This is a genomic window from Asticcacaulis benevestitus DSM 16100 = ATCC BAA-896, from assembly GCF_000376105.1.
In the GTDB taxonomy this organism is placed as follows: Bacteria; Pseudomonadota; Alphaproteobacteria; order Caulobacterales; family Caulobacteraceae; genus Asticcacaulis; species Asticcacaulis benevestitus.
This window is the reverse complement of record NZ_AQWM01000004.1, coordinates 68,517-92,218: the sequence shown is the minus strand read 5'-3', so window position 1 is coordinate 92,218 and position 23,702 is coordinate 68,517. Positions and strand designations below refer to the sequence as shown.

The 23,702-nt window shown below is 61.2% G+C and carries 24 protein-coding genes; 9 read left to right on the top strand and 15 right to left on the bottom strand.

Features of this window, described 5'->3' with window-relative positions:
• Window positions 1-24: 24 nt before the first annotated feature.
• Window positions 25-672: a LemA family protein gene (locus B060_RS0107685; RefSeq protein ID WP_018081191.1), complete on the bottom strand. Its 648-nt coding sequence runs from the start codon at window positions 670-672 to the stop codon at window positions 25-27.
• Between the two features lie 196 nt (window positions 673-868).
• Here B060_RS0107685 and B060_RS24050 point away from each other — a divergent pair, with 196 nt between their 5' ends.
• Complete coding sequence (locus tag B060_RS24050) at window positions 869-1,879, top strand: tetratricopeptide repeat protein (RefSeq protein WP_018081190.1); 1,011 nt, start codon at window positions 869-871, stop codon at window positions 1,877-1,879.
• 80 nt (window positions 1,880-1,959) lie between these two features.
• Window positions 1,960-2,385, top strand: a complete 426-nt coding sequence (locus B060_RS0107675; RefSeq protein ID WP_155847509.1) for a CPBP family glutamic-type intramembrane protease — start codon at window positions 1,960-1,962, stop codon at window positions 2,383-2,385.
• Here B060_RS0107675 and B060_RS0107670 read toward each other — a convergent pair whose 3' ends face one another.
• The 3 genes from B060_RS0107670 to B060_RS0107660 all read right to left on the bottom strand — a co-directional run bounded on the left by B060_RS0107670 (window position 2,386) and on the right by B060_RS0107660 (window position 5,621).
• The gene (locus tag B060_RS0107670) at window positions 2,386-2,895 is read right to left on the bottom strand and encodes a GNAT family N-acetyltransferase (protein WP_018081188.1); all 510 of its coding nucleotides are present in this window, start codon (window positions 2,893-2,895) and stop codon (window positions 2,386-2,388) included.
• A gap of 276 nt (window positions 2,896-3,171) precedes the next feature.
• Window positions 3,172-3,678, bottom strand: coding sequence for a GNAT family N-acetyltransferase (locus B060_RS0107665; protein WP_018081187.1), 507 nt, complete (start codon window positions 3,676-3,678; stop codon window positions 3,172-3,174).
• A gap of 89 nt (window positions 3,679-3,767) precedes the next feature.
• Window positions 3,768-5,621 carry an alkaline phosphatase family protein gene (locus B060_RS0107660; RefSeq protein WP_018081186.1) on the bottom strand — a complete coding sequence of 618 codons (1,854 nt, stop codon included), beginning with the start codon at window positions 5,619-5,621 and terminating at the stop codon, window positions 3,768-3,770.
• A gap of 175 nt (window positions 5,622-5,796) precedes the next feature.
• On the opposite strand from B060_RS0107660, the gene B060_RS24045 reads away from it, so the two are divergent.
• Both B060_RS24045 and B060_RS0107650 read left to right on the top strand, forming a co-directional pair.
• Window positions 5,797-6,702, top strand: coding sequence for a tetratricopeptide repeat protein (locus B060_RS24045; RefSeq protein WP_018081185.1), 906 nt, complete (start codon window positions 5,797-5,799; stop codon window positions 6,700-6,702).
• 49 nt (window positions 6,703-6,751) lie between these two features.
• A complete protein-coding gene (locus B060_RS0107650) occupies window positions 6,752-7,216 on the top strand; it encodes an Lrp/AsnC family transcriptional regulator (RefSeq protein WP_018081184.1) in 465 nt (154 codons plus the stop codon).
• A gap of 98 nt (window positions 7,217-7,314) precedes the next feature.
• On the opposite strand, the gene B060_RS0107645 is transcribed toward B060_RS0107650, so the two are convergent.
• Entirely contained in the window at window positions 7,315-7,512 is a 198-nt protein-coding gene (locus tag B060_RS0107645) for a DUF465 domain-containing protein (RefSeq protein ID WP_018081183.1), read from the bottom strand.
• Between the two features lie 170 nt (window positions 7,513-7,682).
• Here B060_RS0107645 and B060_RS0107640 point away from each other — a divergent pair, with 170 nt between their 5' ends.
• The 4 genes from B060_RS0107640 to B060_RS0107625 all read left to right on the top strand — a co-directional run bounded on the left by B060_RS0107640 (window position 7,683) and on the right by B060_RS0107625 (window position 9,642).
• On the top strand, window positions 7,683-8,279 hold the full coding sequence (locus B060_RS0107640; RefSeq protein WP_018081182.1) for a UbiX family flavin prenyltransferase: 597 nt from the start codon (window positions 7,683-7,685) through the stop codon (window positions 8,277-8,279).
• A complete protein-coding gene (locus B060_RS26035) occupies window positions 8,269-8,772 on the top strand; it encodes a TIGR02444 family protein (RefSeq protein ID WP_018081181.1) in 504 nt (167 codons plus the stop codon). Before B060_RS0107640 ends, B060_RS26035 begins: the two co-directional genes overlap by 11 nt.
• 70 nt (window positions 8,773-8,842) lie before the next feature.
• Window positions 8,843-9,259, top strand: a complete 417-nt coding sequence (locus tag B060_RS26455; protein WP_018081180.1) for a YdcH family protein — start codon at window positions 8,843-8,845, stop codon at window positions 9,257-9,259.
• A gap of 32 nt (window positions 9,260-9,291) precedes the next feature.
• Window positions 9,292-9,642 (top strand): hypothetical protein, encoded by a 351-nt coding sequence (locus B060_RS0107625; protein ID WP_018081179.1) that lies wholly within the window; start codon window positions 9,292-9,294, stop codon window positions 9,640-9,642.
• Here B060_RS0107625 and nagA read toward each other — a convergent pair.
• The 8 genes from nagA to B060_RS0107585 form a co-directional block, all read right to left on the bottom strand.
• Window positions 9,639-10,790, bottom strand: a complete 1,152-nt coding sequence (gene nagA, locus B060_RS0107620; RefSeq protein ID WP_018081178.1) for an N-acetylglucosamine-6-phosphate deacetylase — start codon at window positions 10,788-10,790, stop codon at window positions 9,639-9,641. The two genes, B060_RS0107625 and nagA, sit on opposite strands and share 4 nt — an antisense overlap.
• Window positions 10,787-11,854, bottom strand: coding sequence for an SIS domain-containing protein (locus B060_RS0107615; protein WP_018081177.1), 1,068 nt, complete (start codon window positions 11,852-11,854; stop codon window positions 10,787-10,789). The genes nagA and B060_RS0107615 overlap by 4 nt, the downstream gene beginning before the upstream one ends.
• A 51-nt stretch (window positions 11,855-11,905) precedes the next feature.
• Window positions 11,906-12,646, bottom strand: coding sequence for a GntR family transcriptional regulator (locus tag B060_RS0107610; protein ID WP_026172682.1), 741 nt, complete (start codon window positions 12,644-12,646; stop codon window positions 11,906-11,908).
• Between the two features lie 41 nt (window positions 12,647-12,687).
• Window positions 12,688-13,464 carry a copper homeostasis protein CutC gene (locus B060_RS0107605; RefSeq protein ID WP_018081175.1) on the bottom strand — a complete coding sequence of 259 codons (777 nt, stop codon included), beginning with the start codon at window positions 13,462-13,464 and terminating at the stop codon, window positions 12,688-12,690.
• Window positions 13,464-14,375, bottom strand: coding sequence for a glucosamine kinase nucleotide-binding domain-containing protein (locus B060_RS0107600; RefSeq protein WP_035422779.1), 912 nt, complete (start codon window positions 14,373-14,375; stop codon window positions 13,464-13,466). Before B060_RS0107600 ends, B060_RS0107605 begins: the two co-directional genes overlap by 1 nt.
• A gap of 60 nt (window positions 14,376-14,435) precedes the next feature.
• The gene (locus tag B060_RS24030; RefSeq protein ID WP_018081173.1) at window positions 14,436-15,725 is read right to left on the bottom strand and encodes a sugar MFS transporter; all 1,290 of its coding nucleotides are present in this window, start codon (window positions 15,723-15,725) and stop codon (window positions 14,436-14,438) included.
• Between the two features lie 262 nt (window positions 15,726-15,987).
• Window positions 15,988-17,694, bottom strand: a complete 1,707-nt coding sequence (locus B060_RS0107590) for a tetratricopeptide repeat-containing sulfotransferase family protein (protein WP_018081172.1) — start codon at window positions 17,692-17,694, stop codon at window positions 15,988-15,990.
• 94 nt (window positions 17,695-17,788) lie between these two features.
• Window positions 17,789-18,940 carry an acyltransferase family protein gene (locus B060_RS0107585; RefSeq protein ID WP_155847510.1) on the bottom strand — a complete coding sequence of 384 codons (1,152 nt, stop codon included), beginning with the start codon at window positions 18,938-18,940 and terminating at the stop codon, window positions 17,789-17,791.
• A gap of 98 nt (window positions 18,941-19,038) precedes the next feature.
• Between B060_RS0107585 and B060_RS0107580 the strand changes: the two genes are divergently transcribed.
• Window positions 19,039-19,866, top strand: a complete 828-nt coding sequence (locus tag B060_RS0107580) for a LytR/AlgR family response regulator transcription factor (RefSeq protein WP_023447238.1) — start codon at window positions 19,039-19,041, stop codon at window positions 19,864-19,866.
• On the opposite strand, the gene B060_RS0107575 is transcribed toward B060_RS0107580, so the two are convergent.
• The gene (locus B060_RS0107575) at window positions 19,854-22,181 is read right to left on the bottom strand and encodes a GH92 family glycosyl hydrolase (protein WP_018081169.1); all 2,328 of its coding nucleotides are present in this window, start codon (window positions 22,179-22,181) and stop codon (window positions 19,854-19,856) included. The genes B060_RS0107580 and B060_RS0107575 overlap by 13 nt on opposite strands.
• Window positions 22,181-23,602, bottom strand: coding sequence for a glycoside hydrolase family 125 protein (locus tag B060_RS0107570; RefSeq protein ID WP_026172680.1), 1,422 nt, complete (start codon window positions 23,600-23,602; stop codon window positions 22,181-22,183). Before B060_RS0107570 ends, B060_RS0107575 begins: the two co-directional genes overlap by 1 nt.
• Between the last annotated feature and the right edge of the window lie 100 nt (window positions 23,603-23,702).

Here is a 23,702-nt window from a genome sequence, read left to right as displayed (position 1 = left end):
TGGATGGCCTTGCTGGCTACTGGCTTAGTGCGAAGCCGGCGCGGCTGCCGGTGCGGTGGCGGCAGGGGCTGCGGGCTTGTCGAAGCTGACGACAGGCGCGGTTTCGGCGCCGGCCGAAGCGGTGAAGAGTTCCATCGGCTTGCTGGAGCCGTAGAGGGTCTTGGCCCAGATCACGCTCGGGAAGGTGCGCAAGGACAGGTTATATTGCGTGGCGGCGGCGTTATAGTCGCGGCGCGCAATGGTGATGCGGTTGTTGACACCTTCGATCTGGCTTTGCAGGGCCAGGAAGTTCTCATTGGCCTTCAGGTTCGGATACTGCTCCTGAATGACCATCAGGCGACCGAGCGCCGACGACAGGCCGTCCTGCGATTGCTGGAACTGCTTGAATTTGGCTGGATCGGAAATGGTCGAGGCATCGACATTGACCGAGGTCGCCTTGGCGCGCGCTTCCACAACGGCGGTCAGTGTGCCCTCTTCGTGGGCCGCCGCACCCTTGACGGTGGCGACAAGGTTAGGAATCAGATCCGCGCGGTTCTGATAGGCATTCTGGACATCTGCCCAGGATTGCTTTGCCGTCTCTTCCTTGGTCGGGATATTGTTGACCCCGCAGCCCACAAGGCTCAGCGCAAGGCCAGCGGCGGCGATAAGGCCCAAAACGCGTGTGAATTTCATCTAAGGAGCTCCCTTTGAATGCTCGATGACAGGGATGCACTCCAAACGCGGCCCCCTGCGCCCTCACTATGTAGGCAGTCTTAACCGATTTTGAAGGGGGATACAAAGGGGGACCGCATTACCGTTTGGCAATATCGAAAAAAGCGAGACAAATCAGCGATTGTCATCTATCTTTTTGCTCTATTCTGGGGAGATTATGAAACATCTGAAGATACAAGCCGCCGGCTGGGCCGTCCTGTCCGTTATACTGTTGGGCGCGCCTGCCATGGCCGAAGACAGCGCCGACAAGCGCACGGTCGCCGAACTGCAGACGGCGGCGCAGGGCGGCGATATCACCGCCACCCGCGCGCTGGGCATTCTCTACTATGAGGGTAAGGCCGTGACGGCGGATTACCCGAAAGCCTTCGCCTTTTTCAAAACGGGCGCGGACAAGGGCGATGCCCGCTCGCAATACTATCTTGGCCTCATGTACAGCAATGGCGAAGGAGTCCCGAAAGACGACAAGACCGCCTTTGCCTGGGCGCTGAAAGCGGCCCAGCAGGGCGATAGCAAGGGGCAGAACCTGCTCGGCTATTTCTATCGCTATGGCGAAGGCGTTGAGAAAGACGAGGCCAAGGGGCTGGAATGGTTGCGCAAGGCAGCGGAGCAGGGGCTGGGCAACGCTCAGGAAACCCTCGGCTATCTCTATCTGGTCGGCGAAAGTGGGCTCACCAAGGATGAGAAACAGGCGTTTGAATGGTATAAGAAAGCGGCCGACGGCGGTGACGATAGCGCGCGCCGGCAGGTCGCGTTCATGTTGCTGACCGGCAAGGGCACGGTGAAGGACACCAAGGCCGGTCTGGACAGGCTGAAGGAAAACGCCCGCGAGAAAAGCACCGGGGTCACGTCCCTGGGGCTGGTCTATCTTAATGGCATCGGTGTGCCGGCGGATTATGGCAAGGCTCTGACCTATCTGACGCAGGCGGCCAATGAGGGCGATGCCTATGGCCAGTATAAGCTTGGCGCCATGTATGAGAACGCCATGGGCGTGAAGCAGAACCGCATCGAGGCGATGAAATGGTATCTGCTGGCGGCAGCGCAGGACGATGACGACGCCATCGCCGCCTTGGACTTCATCGGCAAGCAGATGTCAGGCGGCGACAAGACCAAGGCCAAGGCTTTGGCCAAGGCGTTCAAGCCGGTGCCGCACACCGCGCCGGCGACGTGATCCTTTTTCATCGCCTGAAGCGCGCGGTCCTGACATGGCCAGAGGGCCGTCAGTGGAGGGTGTGCTTTATTATAGGTGCCGTGTGTCTGGTATTCATCGCCGCCATAGGCGGCTTCGGCGGTCTATTGATCTGGCAACCGCTTTGGCATGGCGCGGCTGTAAGGCTTGTCATGGTCATGGCGATGCCTGCCTTTACCGAAGAGCTTGTCTTTCGGGGCGTGCTGGTGCCTGACAAAGGGGAGATCCGCCGTCCCGTGCTGTGGATCGGTCTGGCGGTTCTTGTCTTCATGCTGTGGCACGTTTTCGAGGCTGTGGTCATCCTGCCGAACGCGCAGCTTTTCCTTGCGTCGGCCTTCCTGATCTGCGCCGGTGTTCTGGGGCTCGCCTGCACAATCATGCGCTATCATACAGGTTCGCTATGGCCTGCGGTCCTGTTTCACGGCTTGGTGGTCTGGTTGTGGCAAACCTTGCTGGGCGGCCCCGATATCGCGCAACTGATGGGTTGATCAGGCGGCGTGCATCTGGTGATGCGGTAGGGTCTTGTGCATCACATAGTCGGTCAGCTCGCCATATTCCGAGGGAATTTCACGGGCGATCTTGAAGCCGCTGCGCAAGCAGAAATTGACCGCCGGGTCGTGATCCTTGTGGACGCAGATGACCAGATCATCGGCCGGCGAGAAATGATCCTGAGCGGCGTCGATCAGCGCGCTGGCAAGGCCGAAGCCGCGGAAATCGGGCAGGATGCACAGCTTGCTGACCCAGATGCGCGTGCCTTCCAGATGGGCGGCGCAGAAGCCGACATCGGCACGGCCGACGCGCATCACGAAGAAGACATGGCCGCGCTGCATGATATCGTCTTCGAGCTTGTCGATATCGAAGATTTCGCTGGCCAGGGAATCGATCCGGTCAGGCGAAATGCTGGTGCGGTAGGCCTTCGGCCAGATTTGCAGGGCCAGGTCGCGGACGATATCGAGTTCGTCGGCGGAGATGGGGCGGGCTTGGGGCATCAGGATCATCGGTGGGCTCCATGGCTGCGATGTGAAAAGGCGCGTCCTCAGAAATCGATAAAACAGTAGCTCCGTAATTTGTGCAGAAAAGGGCAAGCCTTATGTCGCCCTCGTCATGATTCGACGTGATGTTAAGGTAACACAGAAGGTCTGCGCGGGTAAGTTGTCAAATGAACGGTAACAGGCTTGTTATAGGTCGTGAATACGCGTTTTGCGCGTATAGTTTATGAAGGGTAAAGATAAACCTATGACGAACGCTGTCATTTTTTAATAAAGGGAGCGCTTTTATAGGGCGCGCTGCATCACATAATCGGTAAAGAGGTAGGGCCCCATCTGCACAGGCACTTCGGCCTCGACCTGAAAACCGGAGCGCAGATAGTAGTTGATCGCCGGCGTATTGTCCTTGTTGACGTAGAGCGCCAGTTCTTCGGCACTGTCCCTTGTCTCGGATTTGAAATGGTCGAGCGCGTTGTCGATCAGGGCCTTGCCAAGCCCCTGGCCGCGAAATTCATCACGTACGTAAAGCTTTTTCAGCCATAGGCGACCGCCTTCCTGATAGGCGGAAGCATAGCCGACATCGAGATCATTGAAGCGTACCAGCCAGAAGACGTGACCATCTTCGAGCATTTCTTTTTCGAGATGGTCGGTGGCGTAGAGCACGGCCAGCATGGCGTCGACGCGATCGGGGGCGATGATGTTACGGTAACATTTCGGCCAGATGATCAGCGCCAGTTCGCGCACGATTTCCAGTTCATCGACGCCGATTCTGCGTATCCGGACATTCCGGGCCATGTTTCACTTCCTGCTTATTACAAAGATTTTTCTATTTAACGGGAACTATGTTGCAGAAAGCTGAATTCGCCAAGAAAAATAATGGATGTCTATTTCGTCGTCTTGAGGCCAACCACGCGGCCAGGCATGCCGGCGGCATCGAGATAGACTTCATCGCCGACGTTCTGGCTTTCCAGCACCGTGACGAAGCCGTTGGCGGCGGGCGCCGAACGCGTGACGTGCGGGGTGCTCTGCGTGGTTTGCGGCCCCTCTTTCAGCGCCTCATCTATGACGCGCCCTTTCAGCTTGCCGATCGACGGCAGGTCGAAGCCTAAGATATGCGCCAGAGTCGGGGTGATGTCGGCATTGGAGATCGGCGCGTCATTGGCGAAGCCGGCTTTGAAATCCGGGCCGATGGCGGCCATGAAGTTGCGCGTATTGGCGCGGGTGAATCCGCCGTGATTGCCCTGGCCCTGCTGCAGATTGGTGTCGTTGATCATGACCGAGCAGACCTCGGGGCTCTTCCATTTTTTAAGGCACGAGGGCAGGGCGAAATCGGCGAAGCTGACATAGATCGAAGGACGCTGCGTGCGGGCGCTGCCAGTCAGGCCCACCGCGCTCATCGGCAGAGTGCCGGGGATGGGGCCCAGCGCATCATCGACGAACAGCGCCGCCACATAGTCCTGTTGCGTCAGGGCGGCGATGATCATTGGCGCCAGGTCTTTCGCCTTGGCCGGATCGATGAAAAGCAACTCTGAGCCACCCGAACCCACCATCAGCACGTCCGGATGATCGCCGTCGCCGCCGATGGCCGAATAGTTGTGCGGATGCTCGCCCTTGTCGATATCGATCGGCACCTTGTAGGAATCGAGCAGCGGCAGATGGAGGGCGTGGGCCAGATCGATGGCCGGGAAGCCCTCCGGCAGGAAGCCCTTCACCGTGTCATCCGGATAGGCGTGCCTGGCGGCGTAAGAGGTTTTCGACTGGCGCGAAATGGTCGAGAAGCCATGGTCGGCGGTGACGAAAATGTCGGTGTTGTCGTAGATGCCAAGCTCTTTCAGCTTGTCGATCAGGGCCTGCAGGTTGTCCGACGCATTGCGCACGGCGGCCAGCGAGGTCGGGCCGTTGATGCCGGGCGACAGGGTGTTGAGGCTGTCGCCGGTATTGTGCTGGGTGCCATCCGGGTCGCGCGACCAGTAGACCATGGCGAAGGGCTTGCCCGATGCGGCGAAGCGCGGCAGCAGCACTTTCGTGGCGACGCCGGTAAACCACTGCTGCTGATAGATATTGGCGACCTGTACGCCCGGCAGATTGTAGGCGCCGGCGGACTGGTTGAGCCCGCGATCGCGCGCTGTCGTTTCCAGACCGGCGTCCTTGATGGCCTGCATCACATCGGCCGGCACCGGAATGGCGTGGTTCTTTTCATAGTGCGTGCCGGTGGAGTCATCGATGAAGATAGTGCTGTTGCCATCGGCCGCCGAGATATCCTGAATGAGGATCGGGCCTTCCTTGCCAATGGCGGCGGTTTGGTAGCCGTGGTCGCGCGCCAGCCGTAGCAGGCTCATCTCGTTGAGATAGTTGCCGCCAAAGGCCGCATCGGTTTCTTTTAGGATCAGGTCGCTTTCCATGAAATGCACCGCGCCGGGCTCGGCTTTTAGCGGCGGCAGCAACAGGGAGTTCGACCATTCGCCGGTATCGCCGATGCCATGGCCGGTGGCGATGGCTGAGGCATTGGTGGTGGTGACGGTCGGGTAAAGCGCATGCGAATTGCGGAAATCGACGCCGTTTTTCTGGATGTCGGCCAGGGTCGGGGCGGTATCGTGGGTGACGATGCCGTAGCGCAGGCCGTCGGCCACAAAGACGATGACGTTGCGCGGCGTGCGCGCGGCTTCGGCGTGGGCGCTGCCGACCGCCAGCAAACTGGCCGTCAACATCAGGGCCTTGAGGATGGGCTTGGTGGTCATGACGGTACTCCTGCGCCTAAAGCTATGACCTCACGCCATAGACCGCGATTATGACACTTTGAGGTGCGAAGTGGAAAGTGCGTAAAATTTTCATCAGGCGGGCATGGGCGCCATGCGAAGGACTTTTTTTATCGGCGACTGTGCTAGAGTGGCGATATAGCTATGAGGGCGATTCATGAACCTGACCTGTAAGACGCTTGTCGCCGCGATCCTTTTGGGTGCCACGGGCCTGAGCGGCAGCGCCTATGCCGCCGACTCGATGGATCAGGCCATCGAACTGTGTCAGGCCAAGGTGGCCAATACCGCCGAGCGGGCCGATGAGGCCGATCCCAACACCATGTTCTGCCACGGTTTCGTGGTGGCTTTGCGCGATAAGGACGATGCCAAGGCCTTCACCTGGTTTCAGAAAGCGGCCGATGCCGGTTACGCACCGGGGCAATATCTGCTGGGGCAATATTTCAAGTATGGCAAGGGCACGGCCGCCAATGCCGAGGCCGCGACGGCGTGGAACCTGAAGGCCGCCCTGCAAGGCCTGTCCGAAGCGCAGTACGTGCGGGGCTATGCGCTGGTCTATGGCGAGGGCGATCTGCGACCCGATCCGGCGCAGGCGGCGATGTGGCTGCAAAAGGCCGCCGATCAGGGCAATATCAATGCCAGGGCATCTCTGGCTGACGCCTATTATAATGGCCGCGGCGTGAAGCAGGATTTCAAAAAGTCCTTCGCGCTCTATAATCAGGCGGCGACGCAGAACCATAGCTACGCCGCCTATATGCTGGGGGTTCAGTGTATGGATGGCAGCGGCGTCGACAAGGACGTGGCGGCGGGCTTTTCCTGGCTCCTGCGTTCGGCCGGCCTCAATTTCGCCGACGCGCAACTGGGCGTCGCCCGCTCCTATGCCGCCGGTATCGGTGTGGCGAAAGACCTTGTCGCCGCCGAGGTGTGGTTCCAGATCTATGCGCTCAATGGCCACCCCGAAGCCTTGCCCGATCGGGAAGCGCTGGAAAAGACCCTGACGCCGGAACAGCTCGCCGATGCGAAGGCCCAGGCGCAGGCGCGCTGGGCGTCGATGCCCCGGTCATAGGAAATTTTGGCGCTTGATCTGACAGGTCGGTGGATATATTCTCAATAACATGGCCAATAGCGATAAATTTTCCGACCTTGATTCTTTCGATCGCGAGCTGATCAAGGTTCTGCGCAGCGATGCAAGGGCCACTTCGGCCGATCTGGGCGAGGCCGTGGGCCTGTCCCCCTCCGCGGCCCACCGCCGGGTGAAAATCCTCGAGCAGAAGGGTGTCATCACCGGCTATCGCGCTGTCATCGCCGAGAATGTTCAGGGCAAGCAGGGCACCGTTTTCGTCCACGTCACGCTCACCGATCAGCGCCGCGAAACCTTTGAGAAGTTCGAGAAGGCGGCGCTTGCCTGCGCTGCCATCGAGGAATGTCATCTGATGTCGGGTGAGGCCGATTACCTGCTCAAGATCGTGCTGCGCGAAAGCCTCTCTTATGAGGATGTCCACCGCGATGTGCTGAGCATCATGCCGGGCGTGTCGAAACTGGCGTCGAGCTTCTCGATCCGCACCGTCAAGATGGGCTGAGCAGGGATAGCAGGTCAAAAAAAGACCTCCGGAACGTCTGTCCCGGAGGTCTTTTTTTGTGCGCGGCGCGACGGCGGCGCTAGAATTTTCCGGTTGAGCTACTGGACCGTATCATACATGTCCTTTCGCTGGAGGGTCTTGATCCGTTCGATTTCTTCCTTGAGCTTAAGTTTCTTCCGTTTCAGTTCCTTAAGGTATAGAGAGTCCACGGAGGGGCTGCGCTCTTCGCGGGCAATGATGGTCTTGAGGGATTGATGACGATGGTCGAGTTCACGAACTCTCGCTTCGATGGTCATAAGGCAGTATCCTTCAACGTCTCTATGTTGGCTTCATCTGACGGCGGGACCGGATTGTCCCGACAGCCTAGGGAACACCCGTAACGGGCGAATGTAGAATCACAAACGATTACAACCGATCACGGTAACGAGAGAATTATAGTTTAGAGCGAGTTAAGCTGTTTTACGTCATGACCAATGATAAATTAAAACCTAATCAACGTCTTATTGTCGCCATAAGCGGCGCGTCCGGAGCAATTTACGGTATCCGCGCGCTGGAGGCCCTGCGTGTGGCGGGCATCGAAAGTCACCTCGTTATCTCCAAGGCGGCGGCACTCAGCCTGACCGCCGAAACCGACCTGACCCTGGCCGATGTCCATGCCCTGGCCGACGTGGTCTACAAGCCGGCCGATATCGGCGCCGCCATCGCTTCGGGATCGTTCAAAACGCTCGGCATGCTGATCGCGCCGTGTTCGGTGAAGACACTTGGCGAGATCACCACGGGCGTCACCTCGTCTCTGGTCAGCCGCGCCGCCGATGTCTGTCTGAAGGAGCGCCGCCGGCTGGTGCTGATGGTGCGCGAAAGTCCGCTGCATCTCGGCCACTTGCGCTCTATGGCGGCGGTCACCGAGATGGGCGCCATCGTGGCGCCGCCGATGCCGGCCTTTTACACCAAGCCGGAAAGCCTCGATGAGATGGTGCGGCAGAGCGTGGCGCGCACGCTTGGCCTGTTTGATATCGACGCGCCGATGAAGCGCTGGGGCGAGGATATCGGCCTTGACGGCTGATTTCTGGACCTGGGCGGTTAAGGCCTATGGCGGCGAGGGCGTCGCTGCGGCCTGCCTCAGCCTGCAGGATGATCACGGTCAGAACGTGCCGCTGCTGTTATGGGCGGTGTGGCTGGACGGCCCCGTGGATGAAGCTCTGGCGCTAAAGGCGGCGGAGCTTGCGCGACTCTGGTCGGATGAGGTCATCGTGCCGTTGCGATTCCTGCGCCGGCGGTTGAAAACGGCCCTGACCGAGGGCGATGCGGCGCACAGATTGCCGTTACGCGAAAAAATAAAAGGCCTGGAGCTGGAGGCCGAACGCGCCTTGATGGCGCAGTTGGTTGTGCTTGAAAACTCTGTTAAATTTGAAACAAATCAAAATGTTAACGCACGAACCATGGCCAGTTTGCGCAGGGTTTCCGGCGCATGGGGGGAGGTCGCACCCGACCTTGCGCTGGAGCGCCTGACAGAAGCCCTTATCAAAGGGCAATTTTTGGGTTATGATGGCGAATGAAGGGCGGCCTCCGTGGCGCCTTTTTGTCCTTTAGCTTCAACCCCTTAAGCCACAGAGGAGTCGGCATCTCATGCATGACGACAGCAACATCCGGACCCTGCGCGGAAACGATAATCTGCATCTCGTCAAGTCGGATGGCCAGGATGGCAAAGGGAACAGCGACAAGGATATCGAGCGCCGCATCGCCGAACGCCTCGAAGGCGATCATAGCTATATCGGCCTTGTGCCTGATGAGGCGCCGGCACAGGTGGATGATCTCGAACCGCGCGTCCGCGAATTGCCGATCGACGGCAAGGTCGTCATCCTGCGCAACGAATGCGCGTTGCTGAAGCAGGAGCACAAGGATCTCGACGATTCGATCAACGCCCTGCAACAGGCGCGCCTGCCGGATCAGATCCTGCTGGCCCGCCTCAAGCGCAAGAAGCTCTATCTGCGCGACCGGATCGCCAAGATCGAAGACAAGATCCGCCCGGATATTATTGCTTAGGCCTATCAAACAGCACTTCTGCGGACAGAATTATGCTTACCACGACCCTTTGGCGGCCTGTCGGGCCGAAAGAGCTGGCGCTGATGGAAGCGACTGGGATGAAAGCTCTTCCACCACGCCTGCCAGAACAACCAATCTTCTATCCGGTTACGACGCAAGCCTATGCGATCAAGATTGCGCGTGACTGGAATGTACCGGAAAGCGGCGTTGGCTATGTCACGCAATTCGAAGTGCGGACAGATTTTCTGAGTGCTTACAGAATTGAAACCGCCGGGGGCCGCGACCATCAGGAATACTGGATTCCGGCCGAGGATCTCGACGGTTTCAATCAGGCTATTGTCGGTGTAATCGAAATTACCGATACGTTTGGTGATAAGAGTTAAGCCGAAACTGCCACGTCCTCATCGAGCTTTGCACCAATAAAGGTGCCCTTGACCTGCAAGCCCTTGTCCAGCCACACGATATCGGCGCGCTGACCCACAGCCAGCGAACCGCGTGAGGCGCCGAGGCCCAGGAAGTTTGCCGGAGCGGTGGCGGCCATGATCGCCGCGTCGCCGAGGCTGACCCCGACATGCTCGACCGCATTGCGCACAGCCGTCGCCATATCGAGATCGGAACCGGCCAGGGTGCCGTCCGGCCCCATGCAGACGCCGTCGCGCACCACGATGGTCATGCCGTTGAGCACAAACGTCTTGGTGGGAGACCCTACGGTCGGCATGGCGTCGGTCACCAGCATGAAGCGGTCGATCGGACGCGTGCGCAGGGCAATGCGCAGCGCGGCCCAGTCGACATGGTGGCCATCGGCGATCAGGCCGGAATAGCTTGTCTGGTCTTCCAGCGCGGCCCCCACCACGCCCGGCGCGCGGTGCGTGAAGGGCGACATGGCGTTGAACAGGTGGGTGAAACCGGTGACGCCGGCTTTCAGCGCCGCCACGGTGGTGTCGTAGGTCGCGTTGGTGTGGCCGGCGGCGAGGATGACGCCCGCCTGCGCCAGTTCGGCGATATCTTCCGGCGTGCAGTTTTCCGGCGCCAGGGTCACCAGAGTCTTGCCACGCTTGAGGCTCTTCAGCAGGGCTTTTGACTCTGCGTCGAGCGTGCGGAAAAGCGCGGCATTATGGATGCCCTTGCGCTGGGTTGAGATGAACGGCCCCTCGATATGGATGCCGAGCACGCCCGGAACGCCCTTGGCGATGGCGTCTTCGGTGGCGCGCATGGCGGCATCGATCACGCTCAGCTCGTCGCTGATCAGGGTGGGCATAAAGGCGGTGGTGCCATAGGCGCGGTGGGCCTTGCCGATGGCGGCGATGCCCTCGGCGGTGGTTTCATCGTTGAAGAGGACGCCGCCGCCGCCATTGACCTGGGTGTCGATGAAGCCGGGCAGCAGATAGCCGCCCTGCACATCGATGACGCGCGCGCCGACCGGGGCTGATCCGCCGATGGCCGTGATGGTTTCGCCTTCGCAGGTCAGGGTGCCGGTCGTGACCTGACCGTCGGGCGTAGCGATCTGCGCGTTGGTAAAGGAGGTGATCATACCGTTTTCGTGACCTTGTTCAGGTGGGGAGGGCTGTCCGGATCGAGGCCGCGCGCCACCGACAGGCTGTTGGCCAGACGGTAGAAGCTCTGGATCTGCAGGATCGGCTCAAGCGCCGGATGGCTGAGCAGGGCGGGCAGGTGCTGGGTGGTGGCGATGGCGCCGGCCGGATTGGCCAGCAGCACCTTGGCGCCACGGGCGGCGAATTCCTGCGCCGCTTCGCGCACGCCGTCGCCGGCGGTGTCGGAGGTGGCGAAGGCGAGGATCGGGAAGCCGTCATTAATGATGGCCATCGGGCCGTGCTTGACTTCGGCGGAGGAGAAGGCCTCGGCGTGCAGGGCGCAGGTCTCCTTCAGCTTGAGCGCGCCTTCCTGCGCCACCGCGAAGCCGTAGCCGCGACCGATGACGAAGAGGTTACGCGCATCGGTCAGGACCGGCAGGGCCGGCGTCCAGGCGAGCGCAAAGGCGGCTTTCAGTTGCTCAGGCAGGCCGCGTAAGCCGTCCTGCAGGGCTTCATCGCCTGACCAGCCGGCGGCGATGGCGGCCAGACCGGCCAGCGACACGATGTAGGACTTGGTGGCCGCGACCGACTTTTCCGGACCGGCGCAGAGGGGCAGCAGTTCATCGGCCAGGGCTGCCAGTGGCGAGGTTTCGTCATTGACCAGGGCCACGACATAGGCGCCCGCCTTGCGGTGGGCCTCGACCGTTGCCAGCAGGTCAGGCGAACGGCCCGACTGAGAGATGGCGATGCACAGCGAATCCTTCGCCACGACTGGCGCGGCATAGATGGAGGAGACCGACATGGCCGCCGTCGAGGTCGGCACGCCCGTCAGGGTCTCGATCAGGTACTTGCCGAAGGTGGCGGCGTGATCGGAGGAGCCGCGCGCCACGGTGGTGACCGAACGCGGTGGGTTGGCCTTCAGGCGCACCGACAGACGGGCCAGGGCGTCCTTGTTGCGGGTGAGGAAGCGTTCGACCGCCGCGCCGCCTTCGGAGGCCTCGGCAAACATCAGGGTCGATTCGGCGTCTAGAACCGCCGGCTGGGTGAGGGTAGGGGAGGGCATAGTTATTCCTTGGTAATTTGGCCTTGGTACTTTTGGCCTTGGCCGGTAAATTTAGCTGATGTCATTCAGCTCGGCGACGACATCGTAGGCGTCGCCGCGGTAATAGGACTGGGTGAATTCGGCGGCGCGGCCATCCTGGAGGAAGCCGCGACGTTCGATGAAGAGGCCGGGATCGCCGGGTTTGACGCCCAGGCGCTCGGCCTGTTCGGCATTGAAGGCCACGGCGCGCAGGCGTTGCAGCGCCCGCACGGGCCGGTGCCCGGTCTTTTCCAGCGCATCATACAGCGAACTGGTGACGGCTTCGGGCGAGGCCAGACAATAGCCGGGGATGGTCGAATATTCGAGCGCCATGGTGGTCGAGTCGGCGAAACGGACGCGATGGAAACGATAGACCAGCGCGCCGGGCGACAGGCCGAGCGACAGCGATTCTTCCGGTGTGACGGCGCCGGCTGATTTCGACACCCACTCCGAATGGGGTTTGCGGCCGCGCGAGATCATGTCTTCCGAGAAGGACGACAGCTTGGAGAAACTCTTTTCAACGCGGCTGGCCACAAAGGTGCCGGCGCCGCGACGGCGCGTCAGCAGGCCTTCGGAGACGAGACCGTCGATCGCCTTGCGCACGGTGATGCGCGACACCTCGAAATCCTCGGCCAGATCGCGTTCGGGCGGGATGGCGTCGTCCTGATGCAGATGCCGGCTCTGGATGGCGTCACGCAAATGCCGCTGCAATTGCAGGTACAGAGGTGCAGGATCGTCCTTGGCCAGGCGGCCGATGGTTTCAGCAAACGACATGGAGCTATCTTTCGTCAGCGATGAGGGCTTGTGCTGCAGGCTCATGATACGCCTCCCGCACCCGTCAGTATGGCCTTCAACTGCGCCACCGACTGGGCCGAGGTGTCGCGCATGCCGGCATTGACATAGCCAAGCGCGAAGGCGCGGTTGTCGTGCGGCGGGATCGGCGCGCTGCACGAGGCGTGGACGGAGGTGACGCCTGACACCAGAATGGCCGCGATATTCTCAGCCGTGATGCCCTTACCAGCCAAGATTTCAATACGGCCGGCGGCGCGCTTGACCAGCGCGGTCAGGCCGTTGACACCTTGCGCCGCTGTCTGGCCGCCGCCGGAGGTCAGGAGGGTGGTGATACCGAGCGAAAGAGCGATATCGAGCGCTTCCAGCGCATCGGGTGCAAGGTCGAAACTGCGATGCAGGGCGACAGCCAGGCCATGTGCCTTGGCGTGCATGACCAGACTCTTCAAAGCGGCTTCGTCGAGCGCGCCGGAGGTCTGGTTGGCGCCCAGCACCACGCCTTCGAGTCCGCACGCCGCCGCCGCGACAATATCATGGTGCATGATGTGCAGTTCGTCCGCCGTGTAGGTGAAATCGCCGGCGCGCGGCCGGATCATCGCCCGCGTCGGGCAGCCTGTTTCCGCCGCCAGTCGCATCAGCCCGACCGATGGGGTCAGCCCGCCTTCGCCCAGCGCCGCACACAGTTCGATGCGGTCGGCGCCATTATCGGCCGCCGCGCGCAGGCCCGCCGACGTGTCGACCACGACTTCGAGCAGCACATGGCCGGCCTGAGGATGCGGCTTTTGCGGGTGGGTGTCGGCCATCAGGATGGCACCTTTTCCGTGGTCATACCATTGCTGACGCCATGCGCCATCAGGATGGCGCCTTCGAGCGCATCGTGCTCGGGCTCGGCCAGCAGGGCGCTGGCGGAGGGCCTGAGCCACGGCGTGAAGACAGGGGCCATGCCGCCGACGAGGCAGATTTTCGTGGCGCCCAGAACATGCAGGTGTTCGATATAACGCGCCAGATCGTCGGCCGAGCGCTTTACCAGGGCCACGGCCACGGTGTCGGCCTTGTCGGCAAACGGTATGATGATCGGTGCCAGCGTGCCGTAATCGCGCGGCTTGGCGTGCGTCACCCAATGCACGATATCGGCAGGATGACCGCCGAAATGCGCGATCAGGGCGCGGGTGAAGTCGGTGTGGGGACCGAGGCCGTCGAACCCTTCCAGCGCAGCGCGGATGGCTGAGCGACCCAGATCGGCGGCCGAACCGTTGTCGCAGACCTCGAAGCCCCAGCCGCCGACCTGATGGGCCTTTTGCCCGACCCAGGCATAGCCGGCGCTGCCGGTGCCGGAGATCAGGATGGCACCATCGCGACCGGAAAAGGCGCCCAGGCACGCGGTATGGGCATCGGACGCCGCATCGCAGCGGGCGAATGTCGGCCCGGCCTTTATAGTGGTTACGGCGTCATCGAGGCAGGAGATGCCGGCGAGACCGAGGCCCAGGCTCATATGGTCATAGGCTGACAGGTCGAGACCGTTTTGCGCCAGAATCTGATCGAGCGCGGCGGTGATATTGCCCCACACCAGTTCGAGACCAAGGCGGATATTGCCGGAGCCGCCTTCGGCTTCGCCCAGCAGGACGCCCTCGGCATTGCGCAGACGGATGCGGCATTTGGTGCCGCCGCCGTCAACACCGGCGAAGAGCGTAAGGCGGGGATCAGGTTGGTTCATCAGGTGCAACATAACACGGTTGGCTTTGAAGGCGTCAGGTTTTGGTGAAGGGACAGCGTGTCAGACATCTGTCGGTGCTGCGGCAGCGGCGGTGGCCTTGCCTTTTGCCCCGGCGATCAGTCCAAAGAACAGGATGTAGATGTAGCAGGGCACGGTGAGGCAGAGGAACACGAGCTGGAAGCCGTATTGATCCTTGAAGTGCGCGAACAGTTGCGGGATGACCGCGCCGCCGATGATGCCCATGACGAGGAAGGCGGCGCCGAATTCGGTCAGTTTGCCGAGGCCACGGATACCGAGCGGGAAGATGGCAGGCCACATCATGGCGTTGGCAAAACCCAGAGCCCAGACGAAGGCCACGGAGGTATAGCCGTTGGTCATGAAGGCGCCGATGCTGAACAGAACACCGAGCACCGCCGAGAAGGTCAGGTACTTTTCCTGGCTGGTGAAGCGCGGAATGGCGATCAGACCGCAGATGTAACCGATCAGCATGGTCACCATGGTGAAGCTGGTGAAGAACTTGGTCTGGTCGAGCGGCAGATTGAAGCCATTGCCGTAGGTGCCAACAGCGTCGCCCGCCATGACCTCGACGCCGACATAGAAGAAGATGGCGAGGAAGCCAAAGAACATCTGCGGGATGGCGGCGGTGAAGCTCTTGCCGGAGCCCGGATTGGCGTCATCGCTGACATTGGGCAGGGGGGATTTGTAAACCAAGAAGGCGATAACGGCCAGGAAAGCGCCCATCAGCAGGTAAGGCAGATGGATGCGGGCGGCAAAGGCGTTGAGAATCACTTCGCGTGCGGCCGCTGTGGGGGCCGAATCGACCTGGGTCTGCAACTCGCCGATACCCGTGAGAATCAGCGTGCCGATGACCAGCGGTGCCGCGGCGCCTGCCAGCTTGTTGAAGATGCCAAGGAGCGCGATGCGTTGTGCGCCCGATTCAATCGGCCCCAAAACCGAGATGTAGGGGTTGGACGCCGTCTGCAACAGCGAAAGGCCAGCCCCTATGATGAACAGGGATACCAGCGTCGGCGGGAACAGGCGCATGGAGGCAAACTGCCCGAAAGCGGCGGCGCCGATCGCCATGGCGAGCAGGCCGAGCGCCATGCCGGTCTTCATGCCGGTCTTGCGCAGGATAAAGGCCGAGGGCAGGGCCAGGAAGAAATAGGACAGGTAAAAGACCGACGGCACCAGAAAGGCTTCGACGTCGCTTAAGCTAAAGGCCAGTTTGGAAAAGGTGATGAGCGGCCCATTGAGCCAGGTCACGAAGCCAAAGATGGCAAACAGGCCGCAGAACAGCAGCACGGCGCCCCAGGGCGTCTTTGTAACAGGCGTTGTCGCGTTAGCGGACATGGTCGGCTCCCCTTATAATACCAATTAACCTAAGTGGTATGGCTTGGATGCGGTTGAATAGCAATCGGTCTGTGCGTAAATCTATTAATTGGCGCAAATTTTTAGCAAAGCAAGCCTGATTTCAAAAATTATCCCACAATATGCCGCAATAACCCATGAATTTTCGGTATTATCATGATGTGCAGGCCACATAGCCGCAATACGTTTTTAATACCAAAAATGGGACAGGTATCTTAATGGTATCGCGCGGAAAATCGTTCCCCTAAAGACGATAACCCAGCGCTTCGATGACCGGCCCGATCTCATCCATAAAAGGCACGAAGAACCGCTCATACGCTTTCCAGCGTCCGATCGAGCGGTCATTCAGAGGTCTGGACACCTGCGTAAAGGTCGGCGTCGGCGCGTGGCGGCGATGGGTGTGGAAGCGCAGGGTCGCTTCATGAAATCCCAGGCCAATGTGACCGAGCACGCGCAGGGTATGGCCCTTTTGCTCGGCGACGAAATCCTCATAACGCAGGATCAGCGCCGGATAGCCCAGCACCGCGTCATAGTGCGTGTTGAGCGCCTGCATGGCCACCCTATGGGCGATGATCGTCTCGATCTTGTAGCCGCAATGATAGCCATGCGTTAGGTTGTGCGACAGCATCGACAGGGCGACGTCGAGCGGGTGTCGCACCATGCGTATGACGGTCGATTGCGGAAACGCCAGCCGGATCAGCGGCAGGTGGACGTCATTGAGCGGCATCCTGTCGGTGAAGAAGGTCTTGCCTTCGCCCAGCAAGCCATAGCTTTCGGCGCGGTCGAGATAATAGTCGCGCAATACGCCGGCGACGTGGTGTAGGTCAGCGGCCTGCATCTGCGCCAGCCGTTCGGGGTAGGGCTTCGCGCCCGGTAACAGGTCAGCGATCAGCTTTTGCCATTCCGCCACGAACGGCAGTTCGCCGCCGGCGCTGACATGGGGATGGGCATCCAGCATCTGCTCGATCATGGTGCTGCCTGAACGCGGAAAGCCTAAGATGAAGATCGGCTGCGGGCCTTGCCGCACCGTCGCCTTCGGCAGGTTTTGCATCCGTTCGGCGGTGAAAAAGTCGGTCAGCGCCGCGAACTCATGCGCCACCCGGACGGCCTCGTAACGCACGCCCATATCCTGCGCCAGCCGCGCCTTGGCGGTGACGAAGCCCTGCATCGCCTCGTCGTGGCGGCCGAGTTTATCGAGCAGCACGGAGCGTTCCAGCATGGCGGGCGGTGCCAGGGTATCTGGCGTGGACTCGATCAGGTCCAGCGCCTGTTTTGGCTGATCGGCATGGCGTAGGTAAAGCGCGCGCTGAAGGGTGAAGCTCTCACCGGTCTTGCGGCCTTGCGCTTCGGCGCGTTCCAGCCAGATATAGGCGTCAGCCATGTCGCGCCTGGCCTCATAGGCGCGCGAGATATGCGCCAGGACCTGGGCCTGGTCCGGTTGCAGCCGGTGCGCCTCCAGAAGCGCGCTCAAGGCGTCGTCGATACGGCCCTGACGGTAGAGGCAGAGGCCGAGCGTGACGAGGATCTGCGGATGCGGCCCGGCCAGATCGAGCGCGCGCCGGCTATGGAATTCGGCCGCCGGCAGATCGTCCTTTTCACCCAAAATGACGGCCAGTTGCAGATGGGCCTGCGGGTCTTCCGGGCGCTGGATCAGCGCCTCGCGCGCCGCGATCTCGGCGGCCAGGGCCTGACCATTGTTGTGCAGCAGTTGTGTCAGGTCATTGAGCGCCCAGTCAGAGGCCGGATCATGGTCGATCGCCAGCCGCAGGGTGACCTCGGCGCCGCGCACATCACCACGCGAGGTCTGGATGACGGCCTTGAGTTCCAGCGCGTGTCCATCGGTTGGCGCCTCGTTCAACCGCATGCCGCACAGACTCAGCGCGCCGGAAACATCGCCGGCCTGAAAGGCTTGACGGCCCTTGAGAACAAGAGGGTGCGGGGATGCGGTCAAGTCGACACTTTCAAAACGCACTAACCCGTAACGTGTAGACGGATTCTCCAATCGTCACAAGGCAAGGGCGCGCCATCCCCGCGCGGGTAAGGCTTTACGCTTTAGCGTTGACTTTCAACCCGAAGAACGGCCGCAACAGCGGAAGGCGGCGGACGATGACATAGCTCAGCCAGCAGCCGGTGACCGTGATGGCGACCAGCAGCGTGGCCTCCAGCACCACCGGCAAATGCAGACGGTTGAGATTATAGGCCGCTACCACGATGATCGTCTGGTGGACGATGTAGAAAGGGAAAATGGCCTCGGTCAGGGTGCGGCGCAGGGGGGTATCGACATGGCTGAGATGCTTGCGGGCAAAGCCGAGCAGGGCCATGATCATGAACACCGCCTGACAGGATTCGGCGAAGGTGCCGATGATCCAGGCGGCCTCTTTGGGCAGGGGCAGATAGCCGCCGTAATAGGCCACGCGTAGCCAGCTCACGCCGGCATAGGCGATCAGGCCAATGATCAAACTGAACCAGCGCGAGGCGCGGGCGATATCGAACAGGCGGTCGAACCTGGCCACGGTCGCGCCCATCAGGAAGAAGCCGAAGGCATGGGCATGGACGGTCCAGTCACCGACAAAGGCATGGGTGTCCTCGAAGAGCGGCTGCAGGATACATTGCGCGAACCAGTAGAGCGCGATCGGGATGGCGAAATAGACCGGCGCCGGCAGGCGCGTGGCCCACTGTAACGGCAGGCGTTTTAGCGCAGGCCACAGGGCCGCGAAGATCAGGCTGTAGGCCAGCAGATAGGCGACATACCACAGGTGATTCCAGGTCGGCACGGTCAGGCAGCCGTTGTGATCGCACCAGCCCTTATAGGCGGTCAGGTACTTGCCGTAAAAATCGAGATAGCCGCCTGAGAAATGGATATCGGAGACGATCTCGTAATAGCTTTGCGGCGGTACGATCACCAGCATGCCAAAGAGAAGCGGCCAGAACAGGCGGGTAAAGCGCGAACCGGCCAGTTGCAGCGCGCTCATCTTGCCGGCTAGAAACACCGTGGCGACGCCGGAGATGAAGAAGAGAAGATCGAGGCGCCACGGATTGACCAGACGCATCAGCGGTTCGATCAGCGAACTGGCGTGATCGCTTTTGACGTGCCAGTCCCAGGTCACGTAAAACATACCGATGTGGTAAAAAATCAGCAGTCCGAAGGCGATGATGCGCAGCCAGTCGAGATCGTAGCGGCGGGTGGCGGTGGTCATGAGAAACTCCATTATGGCGATGGAAATTCTCATGACATCGGTCTAGTCTGGGGCAAATCGCCGAGACACGGACGGCGGTCGGGATGGGGCAGACGGTGATGAGCGGAGAGCGATCTGGGATAGGCGGCGGCCTCGCAGGGACGAACGGAATCGCTTTTCCAGTCGTCCCCTGGAAGCTGTTCGCCGCGCTGGCCAGCTTTCTGCTGGTGGTGATCGTTGTCAATATTTCCTCCCACGCCATCGAAGACCCGCAAACCGCGCTATGGGAGCCCGTCCTGTGGGAATGTTCCAGCTACCTCGCCATCCTGGTTCTGGTGCCTGGCATCTATTGCAGCTATCAGCGCTTTCACTGGCAAAGGCTTGGTGTGCCACGCTTTCTGGCGGTACAGATCCTGGCCTCCATCGGATTTTCGCTGGCGCACATCGCCATTATGGTCGGTTTGCGCCTCCTCGGTTACGGTCTGGCGCATCAGCATTACAATTTCGCGCAAGGCCATCTGGCGCTCGAACTGATCTACGAAGGCCGCAAGGACGCCCTGACCTTTCTTGTCGTCTGCGGATTCATCTGGGTCTATGAGCGCCTTGGCCAAGCTGTCCCGTCTGCCCTGCCGGAGCGTATCGAGGTCCGGTCCGATGGCCGCACGCTGTATCTGACGCCGTCTGAAATTCTCTATGCCGAGGCGGCGGGCAACTATATCGAACTGCACCTGACGACCACGCCCAAGCCTTTACTGCTGCGCGGCACCCTGACCGAGTATGAGAAACGCCTCGGCGCCTATGGCTTTGCGCGCATCCATCGTTCGCGCCTGCTCAACCGCGGCCATATGCGCAGTTTCACCAGCACGACGGCCGGTGATCTGCGCATCACCCTGAGCGATGGCCGTGAACTGACCGGCAGCCGGCGCTTTCGCGATCAGATCACCTGAAACGAGGGTGGTCGATCCGCCTCCGCGCGCCCAAAATCGAGGTTCGGCGTGTCCGACATTGTGAACACCAGTTCGCCGCCGATCATCAGATCGGCATGCGTGATCCATGAGCGCGTATAGGGATGTCCGCGCCAGGTGACGCTTTCGATATAGGGCCGATCGTCGCCGCCTTGCTCAGTCCTGATCGTCAGGACCTGCCCGCCGGTGACGGTGATCTCGGCCTTCGGGAACAGCGGCGATCCGAACACATAGACACCGCTGACCGGATCGACCGGATAGAAGCCGAGCGAACTCAGGATATACCAGGCGCTCATCTGGCCGCAATCCTCATTGCCCGCCATGCCGTCCGGCGCCGCGCGATACTGCGTGCGCAGGATCTGGCGTACACGCGCCTGGGTTTTGTGGTGCGCGCCGGCATAGGCGTAGAGATAGGCGATGTGGTGGCTCGGCTCGTTGCCGTGGACATATTGCCCGATCATGCCGGTCATGTCGGGCGGGGCATCGGACGGCAGATCGGAAGGCGCATTGAACAGGGCGTCCAGCTTGGCCTCGAAAGCCGCATCGCCGCCAAACAGCGCGATATAGCCGTAGAGATCATGCTGATTGAGGAAGGTGGCCTGCCAGGCATTGCTCTCGGTATAGTCCCACCAGAGCTTGGAATTATAGCCCATGCTGCGCGGATCGAAGGGCAGGGCCCACTGGCCGTTGTTGAGGCGCGGGCGGCAGAATTGCGTCGTCGCGTCGAACACATGGCGATAGTTGCGCGAGCGCTCACGCATCAAGATGGCGTCGACCGTGGCGCCGGCGGCCTGTGCCATATGGGCCATGGCCCAGTCGTCATAGGCGTATTCCAGTGTTTTCGAGACCGACTGATCTTCCTGATCGCAGGCGATATAGCCCTTGCCGCGATAGCTGTTGAGACCTTGGGTATCGCGCTCGAAGGCCAGCTTGCGATAGACGGCCCAGGCGCGCCTGGCGTCGATGCCGGGCAGGCCCTTGTTGAGCGCCTCGGCGATGACCGGCGCCGAATGCCAGCCGGTCATGCAGAAGGTCTCGATGCCCTGCAACGGCCAGATCACCGGGCCGGACGGGCTTTGTTCGCCCTGTTCGATCAGGTTTTGCGCAAAGGCGCCTGCCCGCTCAGGGTCGATGATCGTCATCAGTGGATGCAGGGCGCGGTAGGTGTCCCATAAGGAATAGGTGCTGTAGTTGAGCTGGCCTTCCGACAGGGTGTGAACCTGCTTGTCCATGCCGCGATAGCGCCCGTCGGCATCGCAGAAGAGCGTCGGGGCCATCTGCGCATGGTAGAGCGCGGTGTAGAAGATGGCACGATCCTCGGCCCTGTCGGTCTCGATGCGGATGGCCTTCAGGTGGGTGTCCCAGGCCGTATCGGCCGCCGCCGCCACGGCGTCGAAATCGAAACCGGCGCCATCGTCTTCCAGATTGCGCAGGGCGCCGTCGATATCGACCGCCGACAGCGCCGCCTTGACCAGCAGAGGCCCCTTCAGATCCTTGAAATGCAGGGCCACCTTTAGCGACTTGCCATTATAGGCGGTGGCGCCGGTGATCTCGGTATCGTCCTTGTAGAAGGTCATCGACTCGGCCGGTTGCGACATGCGCAGCGCGAAATGGATGACGCGGCCTTGCGCCCACTGCCGGACCTGCCGTGAACCGACCAGGGTGTTGTCGTCCATAAGGCGCAGGCTGGACGAGAGCAGGCGCGTGGCCGAACGGTCATCATTGCGAAACCCGTGCGCCCAGTCGATAAGCAGATGGGCGCCCTTGCCTTCCGGACCAGAATCCGGAAACGTGTAACGGTGCAGGCCGGCGCGGGTGCTGGCGGTCAGTTCGGCGCGGATGCCGTTTTCAGGCAGGACGATGCTGTAATAGCCGGGTCGCGCCGTCTCCTGCGCGTGGCTCATGCGCGTGCGGTAGCTGCCTTCCGGATCGGCCAGGGTGCCCGGCTTGATCCGTACCTCGCCTGTCACCGGTACCACCAGAAGATCGAGCATGTCGCTGGCGCCGGTGCCGGAGAGGTGGGTATGCGAAAAGCCCAGCAGGGTCTTGTCGTCGTAATAATAGCCCGAACAGGCGTCCCAGCGGGCATTATCGGTATCGGGCGAAAGCTGGATCATGCCAAACGGCAGGCTGGCCCCGGGATAGACGTGGCCGTGGCCGCCGGTGCCGATCATCGGATCGACGAAAGCGGTCATGCCGGCCGTTTGGGCGCGTGACGCACGCGGCAGGGCGCTGGCCAAGACGCTGCCAAGACCGGTGGCGGCCACCGAGGCGAGAAGGGTGCGGCGTGAGAGCATCAGACCACCAGTTTCGGTTTGCGTTTGACGATGTCGAGCACCAGTTCGCCGAACAGGGTGTTGGCCCAGGCGAACCAGGCGCGGGTGAACTTCGCCGGATCGTCCTTGTGGAAGCTTTCATGGATGAAGCCGGTGCCGGCGGTGGTGGCTTTCAGCGTGGTCAGGCTTTGCGTGATCTCGACCTCATCGGCGCTGGTCAGGGCGCGCATGATCAGCGACATAGGCCAGATCATGTCCATGCCGATATGCGGCCCGCCGATGCCTTCGCCGGCGGTGCCCTTGAAGAAATAGGGGTTGGCGTCGCTCCAGATGGCGGCGCGGGTCGCCTGATAGAGGGTATCATCCATCTCGCAGACACCGAGATAAGGCAGGCCGAGCAGCCCCGGCGTATTGGCGTCGTCCATGAACAGCGTGTTGCCGAAACCGTCGGCCTCATAGGCCCAGACCACGGTGCCGTCCGGCATACGGTGCTTGCCGTATTGCGCCGCCGCCATGCCGATCTCGTCGGCCAGGTTGCTGCACTCGCTGCGGAAGGCCGCGTCGAACCCGACGCTTGCGCCCATCTCCGCCAGGTGGCGCAGCGATCGGGCGGCGAACAGGTTGGAGGGAATCAGGAAGGGCAGGACGCAGGCGTCATCGGAAGGACGAAAGCCGGAATGGATCAGGCCGACTTTTTTCGTCGGGGCGCCGTAGCCATTGAGCGGCATCATTTCGCTGGATGAGGTCGCTTCACGCAGGAAACGGTAGGGGCCCTGATCGGTTTTGCGTTGCTGAGTTTTGAAAGTGGCGACGACGGTGCGCATGGCCTGACGCCACGCATCATCAAACGGCGTGGTGTCGCTGGTCGCCTTCCAGTAGCCGTGGGCGAGGCGGATCGGATAGCACAGGCTGTCGATCTCCCATTTACGTTCGGCCACACCCGGCTTCATGTCGGTGTCGTCTGATTGCGACCATTCGATATTTGTTTTGGCGGTCGGGTCACGCATATAGGCGTTGGCGTAGGGGTCGAGCAGGATGCAGCGCGCCTGCCGGCCGATCAGGCCGTGAAACAGGGTGGTCAGCGCCTTGTCCTTGGCGGCGTAGGTCAGGTAGGGCCAGACCTGCGCCGAGGAATCCCGCAGCCACATGGCGTCGATATCGCCGGTGATGATGAAGGTGTCCGGCTTTGCCCCGGACTCCGTCATGATGACGGAGGTGGTGACGGTGGTATCGAGCGTGTTGGGGAAGCAGGTCTCGAACAAAGTGGCGAGTTGTTTGTCCTTGAGCTTCTTCTTCGTCTGGCTGATCACCTGCTCGATGGCCGGACTGACGAACTTGCGCTCAACGACCGGCGGTCGTCCGCTTTTTACCGTTTCGGCCTTTACGCTGCCTGCCAGCGCCATCGAGGCCAGACTTAATAAAACTTCGCGTCGTTGCAACATCAGGGTCCCCACGTTTGCAGGTATACTGACGCAGTCTTCGTCACAGGTAAAGCGCGCTTAACCGTGCAGATGCGGGGTAACGCGGGCTTTCAACAGGGTT